The sequence below is a fragment of the Clostridia bacterium genome (genome assembly GCA_035561135.1).
In the GTDB taxonomy this organism is placed as follows: domain Bacteria; phylum Acidobacteriota; class Terriglobia; order Terriglobales; family Acidobacteriaceae; genus DATMYA01.
Genome location: DATMYA010000062.1, coordinates 1 through 10,000, shown reverse-complemented (window position 1 = coordinate 10,000; position 10,000 = coordinate 1). Strand labels below are relative to the sequence as shown.

At 59.7% G+C, this 10,000-nt stretch carries 8 protein-coding genes; 3 read left to right on the top strand and 5 right to left on the bottom strand.

Going from position 1 to position 10,000, the window contains the following annotated elements; translation table 11 throughout:
- The first annotated feature begins 235 nt into the window (after positions 1-235).
- Positions 236-1,129, top strand: coding sequence for an alpha/beta hydrolase (locus VN622_13560; protein ID HWR36886.1), 894 nt, complete (start codon positions 236-238; stop codon positions 1,127-1,129).
- A 292-nt stretch (positions 1,130-1,421) separates the two neighbouring features.
- On the top strand, positions 1,422-4,259 hold the full coding sequence (polA, locus tag VN622_13555) for a DNA polymerase I (GenBank protein ID HWR36885.1): 2,838 nt from the start codon (positions 1,422-1,424) through the stop codon (positions 4,257-4,259).
- Here the strand turns inward: polA and VN622_13550 are convergent.
- The 4 genes from VN622_13550 to cdaA all read right to left on the bottom strand — a co-directional run bounded on the left by VN622_13550 (position 4,256) and on the right by cdaA (position 7,499).
- Positions 4,256-4,447 (bottom strand): hypothetical protein, encoded by a 192-nt coding sequence (locus VN622_13550; GenBank protein ID HWR36884.1) that lies wholly within the window; start codon positions 4,445-4,447, stop codon positions 4,256-4,258. The two genes, polA and VN622_13550, sit on opposite strands and share 4 nt — an antisense overlap.
- A gap of 105 nt (positions 4,448-4,552) precedes the next feature.
- Positions 4,553-5,932, bottom strand: a complete 1,380-nt coding sequence (gene glmM / locus VN622_13545; GenBank protein ID HWR36883.1) for a phosphoglucosamine mutase — start codon at positions 5,930-5,932, stop codon at positions 4,553-4,555.
- 17 nt (positions 5,933-5,949) lie between these two features.
- Positions 5,950-6,624, bottom strand: coding sequence for a CdaR family protein (locus VN622_13540; protein HWR36882.1), 675 nt, complete (start codon positions 6,622-6,624; stop codon positions 5,950-5,952).
- A complete protein-coding gene (cdaA, locus tag VN622_13535) occupies positions 6,624-7,499 on the bottom strand; it encodes a diadenylate cyclase CdaA (protein HWR36881.1) in 876 nt (291 codons plus the stop codon). Before cdaA ends, VN622_13540 begins: the two co-directional genes overlap by 1 nt.
- A gap of 131 nt (positions 7,500-7,630) precedes the next feature.
- Here cdaA and VN622_13530 point away from each other — a divergent pair, with 131 nt between their 5' ends.
- The gene (locus tag VN622_13530; GenBank protein HWR36880.1) at positions 7,631-8,581 is read left to right on the top strand and encodes an alpha/beta fold hydrolase; all 951 of its coding nucleotides are present in this window, start codon (positions 7,631-7,633) and stop codon (positions 8,579-8,581) included.
- 41 nt (positions 8,582-8,622) lie between these two features.
- On the opposite strand, the gene xseA is transcribed toward VN622_13530, so the two are convergent.
- On the bottom strand, positions 8,623-9,993 hold the full coding sequence (xseA, locus tag VN622_13525) for an exodeoxyribonuclease VII large subunit (protein ID HWR36879.1): 1,371 nt from the start codon (positions 9,991-9,993) through the stop codon (positions 8,623-8,625).
- Positions 9,994-10,000 lie beyond the last annotated feature (7 nt).

Below are 10,000 nucleotides of genomic sequence, written 5' to 3'. Positions count from 1 at the left end.
TCCAAAAGAGTTAGTACGAAGTTGGCTGCAAAAATTTGGATGCAATCCGTGGTGGTCAGGGAAATTGGACAAGAAAGTAATCAGCGCCATTGCGCGCTCTGCGCAACTCTGGGAGCAAATGGCAACTCCGGCTTCCACCCGCCTCCGCGTTCATCCGCGAGAACCCGCGCCGCCGTTGTCTCCCCAACCACAATCTTCCACTCAATGCCAACGCTGGTGTACGCTTCCCCGCGCCATGAGTATCCTGAAACGCGTGCTGTACTCGCTCATCACCATCGTTGTCTTCGTATATCTCGGCATCGCAGTCATGGCGCTCTTCTCCGATCGAATCCTGTTCCAGCCGCAGCGCTCGACCTATCGCGACGACCGGTTCCCTACGTTGCGGGGTGCCTCGCAGTCCTCGCCGAAAGCGTCAGCCGTGCAAGTCATCAAGCTGCATTCCCAAACGCGGGGTGCCCGGCCCACAACGATTACGGCCATCTATCTGCCGAACTCCGGCGCCACGCATACGCTGCTCTTCAGTCATGGCAACGCTGAAGATTTGGGCGATGACCTGCCTATCCTCGAGATGTTCCGCGATGCCGGATTCGCTGCCTTCGCTTACGACTATCGCGGATACGGAACATCTGAGGGACGCTCCTCCGAGCCCACCATTTACTCCGACGCAGACGCCGCGTACGAATACCTCACGCGTAATCTCAACGTGCCGCCTGCGCGCATCATCGCCTTCGGACGCTCGCTCGGTTCCGCCGCCGCGATCCACACAGCAGCCGAATCGCGGCCTGCGTCGAGCGCAAATCGATCCGCCAGCGACTCTCCCGTAGCGGGACTCATCGTCGAAGCACCCTTCCTCTCCGCCTTCCGCGTTCTCACGCGAGTCCCTCTGCTGCCTTGGGACAAGTTTCGCAACCTGTCGAAGATTCGCCGCATACATGTCCCCATCCTCGTCATCCACGGACGCAAAGACGGCATTGTCCCCTTCTGGCATGGCGAGCGCATCTATCGCCAAGCCAACCCGCCCAAGCAGCACCTCTGGATCGACCGCGCAGGACACAACGACGTGCTCTACATAGCCGGCCCCCAATACCTACGCGCCATCCGCTCCTTCGCCGACTCTCTCCCGAAGTAAGGCCGATGCGAGCCAGTGCTCCGAAGTTCTAAACAAGGCTGAAGGGCGAGTGTCCTCAATGGACCGGTGACCGTGCCTTGAAGGGACAGAGCGGTTTCGCGGCCTGGGCGTCTTGAAGGGGCGCGGCTTTTGGCCGCGCCAAAAACCACTGCGGCGAAGCCGCCTCCTTGCTGCCGCACACGCACTTTTCTTCCGAGGCTCGCACGCAGCGAGTCAAAGCCTTCTGAAGCTTCTTGCAGTCCAAGTCTCCGGCCTGGATTTCGAACCCCCGTGCGGATGTTAGACTCTTGCCGTGCCTGCGAAGAAGAGCGCGAAGCCCGCGGAAACGGCTGCTGTAAACGCCACCGAACCCACCTCCGCCGAAGTCCGGCGCAAGCCCGTGTTGCCCCCCGACAGCGGCAAAGGACGCGTGTTCCTGATCGACGCCATGTCGTTCATCTTCCGCGCCTACCACGCCATGGCGCGCCAGCGGCCAATGTCCACCAAGACAGGCATTCCGACCAGCGCGACATATGTATTTGTGAACATGTTGAACAAGCTGCGCAAGGATTTCGCGCCCGAATACATCGCAGCAGTATTTGATGTCGCGGCACCGACCTTCCGCGACGAACAGGCTGCCGCCATGCCCGCCTCGCGCAAGTTCGACAAGAACAAGGGCGAATACGTCTCCGTGGAGTACACGGGTTACAAGGCAAACCGCGTCTCCATGCCCGAGGATCTCTCGCAGCAGGTGCCCTACATACGGCGGACGCTGGATGCCTACCGCATCCCCATCCTTGAAGTCTCGGGGTTCGAGGCCGATGACGTGATCGGCACGCTCGCCTGCAAAGCTTCCGAGCAGAGCTTCGCTGTTTACGTTGTGAGCAGCGATAAGGACATGTTGCAGCTCGTCAACGAGAAGGTCTGCGTGTTGAACCCGCCCAAGGACAATCTCATCTGCGACCGCATCATGGTGGAGGAACTGCTTGGGGTGGTACCAGAGCGCGTCGTTGATGTAATGGCCCTCCGCGGCGATACGATCGATAACATCCCGGGAGCACCGGGGATCGGCGATAAGGGGTCCATAGAATTGATCCAGCGATTCGGTTCCCTCGACAATCTGCTGGACCGCGCTGAAGAGGTCGAGCGCAAGACATACCGCGAATCGCTACTCAATAACCGCGAGATGATTATATTGAGTAAGCAACTGGTCACGATCGACTGCGGCGTTGAGATCGAGTTCAAGCCGGAGAAGATGCTGGCACAGCAGCCCGATAACGAGAGTGCGCGCAAGCTGTTTACGGAACTCGAATTTACTACGCTGGTCAAAGAGTTCCTCGCCGAAGGCGTTGAGATTGGCGAGACCGATTACCGCGAAGCGAAATCGGCGGAGGACGTCTCTCGCGTACTCGCCTCCCGCGCACCCGAAGCGAATCTGGCGGTTGCCGTCGATGCAACCGTGTTCGCTGCTCCGCCCGTTGAAGCGGAAGCCGAGGAAAGCGAAGATGCCGAGAACGGCACCATGCCGCTGATTCCGAAGCCGGTTGTTGTAGCGCCTGAACCGGTAATTTCAAGGCGTGCCGCAATCGCCGCCGAGCCCGGCAAGTCGCTCGCGTTTTCGCTCACCGACGAAGCGATTAGCTCGGCGGCCCGTGCGGCGCTCCGCGACGAGGCTATTCCAAAAGCAGTTCACGATTATAAGACGGCATTGCATTCGCTGGAACCTCTCAGCATTGAAATCGCCGGCGTGCAGCATGATCCGATGCTGTACTCCTACCTGCTCGATCCAACATATTCCTCACATGCGCTGAAGGATGTCGCTCTGCGCCGCATGAACATCAAGCTCGCCGGTGATCTTGCGGAGGCGGCTGACGTGACGCTGCGGCTCTCTCACACTTTGAGTGAAGAAGTAATAGAGGCGGGGTTGCAGAAGGTTTACGACTCCATCGATCTGCCGCTCGTTCCTGTGCTGGCACGCATGGAAGATGCGGGGGTGAAGCTCGATTGCCAGGTCCTGACCGCAATGTCCAAGCGGTTGGAACTCGAGTGCGACTCGAAGGCGCGCGAAATCTTCGACAGGTGCGGAGTCAAGTTCAACATCAACTCGCCAAAGCAACTAGGCGATGTTCTGTTCAACAGGCTGAACCTGCCGAAGCCCATCAAGTACGGGAAAGGCAAGACAGTTTCCACGGCAGTCGATGTCCTGGAAGGACTGGCAAGCGTGCATGAAGTACCGCGGATGGTGCTGGACTACCGCCAGCTTTCAAAGCTGAAATCGACATATGTCGATGCTCTTCCCGCGCTGTGCCGGCCCAACACAGGACGTTTGCACACGAGTTTCAACCAGGCAGCCACATCGACAGGACGGTTGTCTTCAACGAATCCCAATCTGCAGAACATCCCAATCCGCTCGGAAGTTGGGCGGGAGATTCGTGCGGCGTTCGTTGCCGAGAGCGGCAACGTGCTGCTCGCGGCAGACTACTCGCAAATCGAACTGCGTTTGCTGGCGCACTTCGCGGAAGATCCCCTGTTGGTCGAAGCCTTCCGGCGCGGCGATGACATCCATTCGCTTACGGCCTCGAAGGTGTTTGGTGTTCCGCCGATGATGATCGATGCCGAGCATCGGCGTCGCGCTAAGGCCGTGAACTTCGGCATTGTATACGGGCTTTCGCCGTTCGGCCTATCGCAGCAACTGGGCATCGACACGAAAGAAGCGAAGCGATTCATAGACGCATACTTCGAGAAGTATGCGGGCGTGCGCACATTCCTGGACAACACGCTGGCGCAGGCGCGTAAGGATGGCAAAGTGGAAACGCTCTTCGGGCGCGTGCGTCCGATTCCTGACATCCTCAGCAAGAACGCCAATATGCGCGGCTTCGCCGAGCGCACGGCCGTGAACACTCCGCTGCAAGGAACGGCCGCTGATTTGATCAAGCTGGCGATGATTCGTATCGACCGCGAATTGCGCGGACGCAAGTTGAAAACTCGCATGTTGCTCCAAGTCCACGACGAACTCGTCTTTGAGGTGCCAGAGGCGGAATTGAACGAAGTTCGCGCGCTGGTCAAAGAACGTATGGAGAACGTTCAAGAGCTTCGCGTACCACTACTGGTCGAGATCGGTGTCGGACCAAACTGGCGGGATATGGACTAGCCGGAATTGCGCGAGCGAAGTGCGGCTTCGCGTAATTCCCGGCGCTCGCGCAGAATGCGAATGTGCCGTGCGCGAAGAGGCTTCTTCAGGAAAACGGCATAAATGAACCACAGCAGCGTGACGATGACGAAAGGGAACAGGATGACGCCTGTCACAACGTCAGCGAAGTTGCGGAGTGTCGTGGTCACATGCGCGCATCCTTGAGCGCCTAAAACAATCAGGGAGCTGAACGTGATGCTCAGCTCCCCTCGAATCCTTCCGCCATCCTTCCAGCCGCGCATCATCCGTTGAGATCAAATCCCAATCGCGGTTTGCAGCGCACCGGCAATCTCATCTGCGTGGAGTGTCATCTGCTGCTCAGTTTCGGCCTCTATCATGACACGCGCCAGCTTTTCCGTACCGGAGTAGCGCACGACGACGCGCCCGTTACCATCGAGCGATTGTTCGGCCTTGCGGATAGCCTTCGCGACATCAGCCATCTGATCGAACGGGATTCGGTCGCGGACTCTGACGTTTTTGATCACCTGCGGAAATATCTTCAAATCGGAAATCAACTCGTGCAGCGGACGACCACTGCGGCCCACAACCTCCAGCACACGCAACGCCGTGAGCAGTCCATCGCCTGTGGTGGATTCGCCGTCTCTGAAAATGATGTGCCCCGATTGCTCGCCGCCCAGGGTAGCTCCCGTTTTCAGCATCTCTTCCAGCACATACTTGTCGCCCACGTTTGCGCGCAACATCCGAATGCCCGATTCGCGCAGAGCTTTCTCCAGCCCCATGTTGGACATGGTGGTTGCGACCACGGTGTCACCGTGCAGGCTTCCGCGCGCGTGCATGTCGCGGGCGCAGAGCAGCAGCACAGCATCGCCGTTGATGACGCGTCCATCGGCGTCGCTGAACAACGCGCGATCGGCATCGCCATCGAAAGTAATTCCCAAATCATATTTGCCGGCAGATTCCACGATCAGTTGCGCAACGCACTCGGGATGCAGCGCGCCACAACCGGCATTGATATTGCGGCCATCGGGGTCAGCGTGAACGAAATCAGCTTCGATCCCGCATAGGCGGAAGAGTTCGCCGGCAACGGAGCAGGCGGCGCCATTAGCGCAGTCCACGAGCACTCGGCGGCCACGCAAAAGAGCGACGTCGACATTCGTCACGAGCCAGCGAACGTAGTCGGCGCGAAGAGAAGCATCGCCCGGCAGAATGTCCGCGCCCGGTTGGATCGCTGAAGCCGGTGCGGCAGCGAGTTCCTCGATGTGCGCGAATATCTCCTGTTCGATCTCGTGCTCGATGGCGTCGGAGAGCTTCATCCCATCACGGCCAAAGAGTTTAATCCCGTTATCCTGCCACGGATTGTGCGATGCGGAGATGACGATCCCTGCGGAAAACCCGTGCGTATGCACGATATAAGCAACGCCGGGGGTGGTGAGGACGCCGGCGCTTGTGTGGCCGACTCCCGACTCGCTGAGTCCGCGCGCCAGTGCCTCGGCAATCCAGGCGCTGGATTCGCGAGTGTCCTGTCCGATGACGACACGAGCATCCTGACTACGACGGCGCAGACGAGTGCCGAGCGCGCGCCCGATGGCGAAGACCGTCGCCTGGTTCAGCGGATACTCGCCGGCAACACCGCGAATGCCATCGGTCCCGAACAGTTGTCGTACTGGTTTCATGGCGCTACTTGTCAATGCTATGGCACTCCTGGCCGAGACAAAGATTTTTCTGTAATAACGGTGACGCGGATCGGTCCCGGCTTCATGGGACGAACCAGCGGGTCCGCTATGTATGCATTCGTTGAGAACGTGGCGCGGCCCATCACGCCGCTTGCGTCAACGGGATCGGTAATCGCGCTCTCGATGGAATTCACGCGCTTTTCTGGCCCAACGATGGTGATGGTGCGCGGGTCGGGTACGGCTTCCGCAATACGGTAGCCGGACGCAAATGTACCGATGACGCGTGGCCGGACTTCGATGTCGCGCTGCGCACGATTGTCGAAGCTGACGCGAAGCTGCGTGGGCACGATCTGCACGATTTCGATATCCTGCGGAATCCCGATCTGGCGCGCAGTGATATCGAATGTGCGCTCGCCGGGACTTATGCCTCGCAAGTCGATAACGGGATGAATCTCTGCCGTGACAAGCTCGCGAATCGCGCGCGCCGGGCCTCGCACCCGTATCTGCGCCTGCGGAATGGACTCGGAGCTGATCTCAAGGTTCTCTGGAACATGATGGAACTCGATTGGCACGGTGACGGCGATCTCCGCCATGGGATCATGCGACACTGCCCACCACAGGAGCACAGCGATGGCAAGCGACAGCAGCTTGAGTCCAACGTTGTGGAAGACGTGCCGCCGGATGAAGTTCATCAACGTTCCACCTCGGGCGAAACTCCGGATGTGCCGCCCAGCTTATCGAGGCCATCATCGTCGGGAGAAGCGATCGAGGTCGGCATGGTGGACTGTGGTACGTAGCGGCGCAGCAGTTCGCTGAGTCGCTCGCGCAAAGACTCGACCGACATGTCGCGCTCGATCCTGCCAGCAACAGCGATGCTGATGCTGCCTGTCTCTTCGGAGACGATGACGGAAACAGCATCGGTCTCCTCCGTGACCCCGATTCCAGCTCGATGGCGCGTTCCAAGCTGCGTGGAGAGCAACGGGTTCATCGAAAGCGGCAGGAAGCAGGCTGCGGCGGCAATGCGATCCTTCTGCACGATAACGGCGCCGTCGTGCAAAGGCGCGCTGGGACGGAAGATTGTGGCAAGTAGATCGTAAGAGAGCCGCGCATCCAGCGGCACTCCGCTCTCGATATACGTCCGCAGGCCGATCTCGCGTTCGATCACGATGAGCGCACCCGTCTGGTTCTGTGAGAAGAGATTTGCCGCGAGCACCACGTCGTCGTAAGAGTCGCCGCCAATGTTCTGCCCGCTACGCGAGAAAGCCAGGCGCCTGCCAATGCGAGCGAGGGCGCGCCGAATCTCTGCCTGGAAGACGACGATCAGCGCAAAAACTACGTACGGCACAAAGGTGCTGACCACCCAATCAAGCGTCCGAAGCTTGGTGACGTGCGCGACGTAAAACACAATAGCAAGCACGCCGACGCCGAGAAGCATGGGAGCGGCACGAGTGCCGCGGATAATGACCAGCAACTCGTAAATCAGCACGGCGACAAGGAGGATGTCGATGATGGAGACTAGCGACAACTGCGGCCAGCGACTTGCGAAATGTGGTAGAAGGCTTGTCAAATTTGCTTCCAGCGCGCGGCGTGTTTCGTTCCCACATTGTAATGCAGCAGTGGCGGGTGCCATCCGGGTAAATCCAAACGAAGTGCCTGCAACGGTAAAGACCACAATCTTGCTAAAATCTAGATTCCGTCATGCTTAGTGAAGCGAGTCTCCCCCAGTTGCCGGATTGGCTGCGCCGGTTGTACCCGTTCCAGACGCGAACGTTGCGCCTCGACGGACAAGCATTGAGTTTCATCGACGAAGGCCCGCGTACAGCGCCGGTAGTCGTGCTGCTGCATGGAAACCCAACCTGGTCGTTTCTTTATCGCAAGCTAATCCCCAAGCTCGCGGAACGGTTCCGGGTGATAGCTCCCGATCACATCGGCTTTGGACTCTCTGACAAACCGGCCACTCCGGGCTACCACTCGATAGAACGCCATGCCGCAAACCTTTCGGCACTGATCGAATCCACCGGGGCAAAGAACGTCACGCTGGTGCTGCACGACTGGGGCGGTCCAATCGGACTCGCCTATGCGACGCGAAACGCCGCCAACGTTTCCCGCATGATGCTCATAAACACCTGGGCGTTTCCGCCGCCGACGGACAAACAGCCCAGACTGCCGTGGTTTCTGAGGGCCATGCGAGGCGCGTCGGGCGAGCTGCTCGTCGGACGGCTGAACATGATGGTCTCGCCCGGCATCCAATGGGCGACGCGGCGCAAGTTAGCCAGTGACGTGATCGATGGCTACAAGTTCCCGTTCCGTGATGCTGCCACGCGCTCGGCTATGCTGGCGTTCGCTAGAATGATCCCTCTGCGGCCCGGTGATGCTGAGTTCAGAGGCATGGAGCAGATCGCAGACGGCCTGAAAAACATCTCTGCCCGAACCGATATCTTTTGGGGAGCGCTCGATCCTGTCTTCCGCAGCAAAGTGACGGCCTATATGCTTCGAGACGCCCTGCCCAAGGCGACAGACCCGCACTTCCTGGCAGAGGCCTCGCACTTCGTCCCTGAAGATGCGCCGGAGAAAATCAGCGACAAGCTGCTGGAAATCTTTCTCCCGCAACCGGAGAAGCCGGTTCCGCTTTTCAACATATTGCGGTAGTCATTATTGCGTCAGACATTTTCGACCCGGCGCAGCGGTCGTCAAGGCTGGCTGTTCTTAACTTCCGCCGCAATGGTTCCCTTGGCAACACGTGCGCTGATGCGTTCGCCGGGCGAGACCTGGGCGGCGTCCTTGACCAGGTTGCCGCGTTCATCGAAAACCAGGGCATAGCCACGGTCCAGAATGGCGACCGGCGAGAGGCCTTCCAAATGGGCCAACACCTGCTCCAGGCGGGAGCGGCGTCGCAGCAGCAGGTTGCGAGTGACCGCGGCCAACGCACCCTGGCGGGCATCGACATCGCGACGCATACCAACCAGTTTGTTGCGCAAATCGTGGTGGAGCACGCGGGAGGCAGCCACGTCGAGCCGCCGATGACTCGCGCGCAAAGCAGCGTGGTAACTGCGCGCCAGCCGATTAACGAGGTCGTCGACGCGCTGCTCGCGGCGGGTAATCACCTGTCGCATACCGGCGAATGCGCCATGCTGCGCCAATGCTGACAGCGCCTGGCGAGCGTGCATGAGTTGGTAGCGAGCGGCGCGCGCAAGTCGCCGATGCATCCCGCCGAGCTGCTCCTCGAGTTCATGCTTGGAGCGGATCACGAGTTCGGCGGCGGCAGACGGAGTGGGTGCGCGCAGGTCGGCCACGAAATCGCAAATCGTAAAATCCGTCTCGTGCCCCACGGCCGAGATGACCGGAATGTTGCTACCGGCAACGGCGCGCGCCAGGGTCTCATCGTTGAACGCGGCAAGGTCTTCGACGGAGCCGCCGCCACGGGCGATGACGATGACATCTACGTTCGCTGCGCGATTGAAGTAGCGGACCCCAGCGGTCACTTCCAACGATGCCGAGTCACCCTGCACCTGCGCCGGGAAGATCGTTACGTGCACGCTCTCGTGCCGCCGTCGCAAAATGTTGAGAATGTCCTGGATGGCCGCGCCGCGAGGAGAAGTAACGACGCCTATGCGCCGGGGCAGAGACGGTAGTCTTTTTTTCCGCTCGCGTTCGAAAAGGCCCTCGGCGTACAACTTCGCCTTCAGTTGCTCGAAGGCCACTTGCAGTGCTCCGGCACCCATAGGCTCCAGATACTCGGCCATCAGTTGCAGCTCGCCACGGCCTTCGTAAATAGTGACCCTGCCACGGGCGACGATGTGCAATCCATTCTCAGGGCGGAAGCGAAGCAGGCGAGCCTGTGTCCGGAACATGACGACGCGCAACTGGGCATCGCCATCCTTCAGCGTGAAATAGAGATGACCGGAGTCGGCGGGGCGGAAATTAGAAATCTCGCCCTCCACCCAAACATCCGTGTACTGGCGCTCGAGTTGGGTGCGCACGGACGTGACCAGATCGCGCACGGGCCAGATGCGGCGTTCTGGCGGCGAGAAGCTGAAATCAAATTGTGCCTGGTTCCCCACTACCCGA

Bases quoted from the DNA above. Each gene is read 5' to 3' on its own strand.
- glmM (HWR36883.1), bottom strand. From the start codon at position 5,932: ATGAAACCAGTACGACAACTGTTCGGGACCGATGGCATTCGCGGTGTT.
- VN622_13530 (HWR36880.1), top strand. From the start codon at position 7,631: ATGCTTAGTGAAGCGAGTCTCCCCCAGTTGCCGGATTGGCTGCGCCGG.
- VN622_13540 (HWR36882.1), bottom strand. From the start codon at position 6,624: ATGAACTTCATCCGGCGGCACGTCTTCCACAACGTTGGACTCAAGCTG.
- VN622_13560 (HWR36886.1), top strand. From the start codon at position 236: ATGAGTATCCTGAAACGCGTGCTGTACTCGCTCATCACCATCGTTGTC.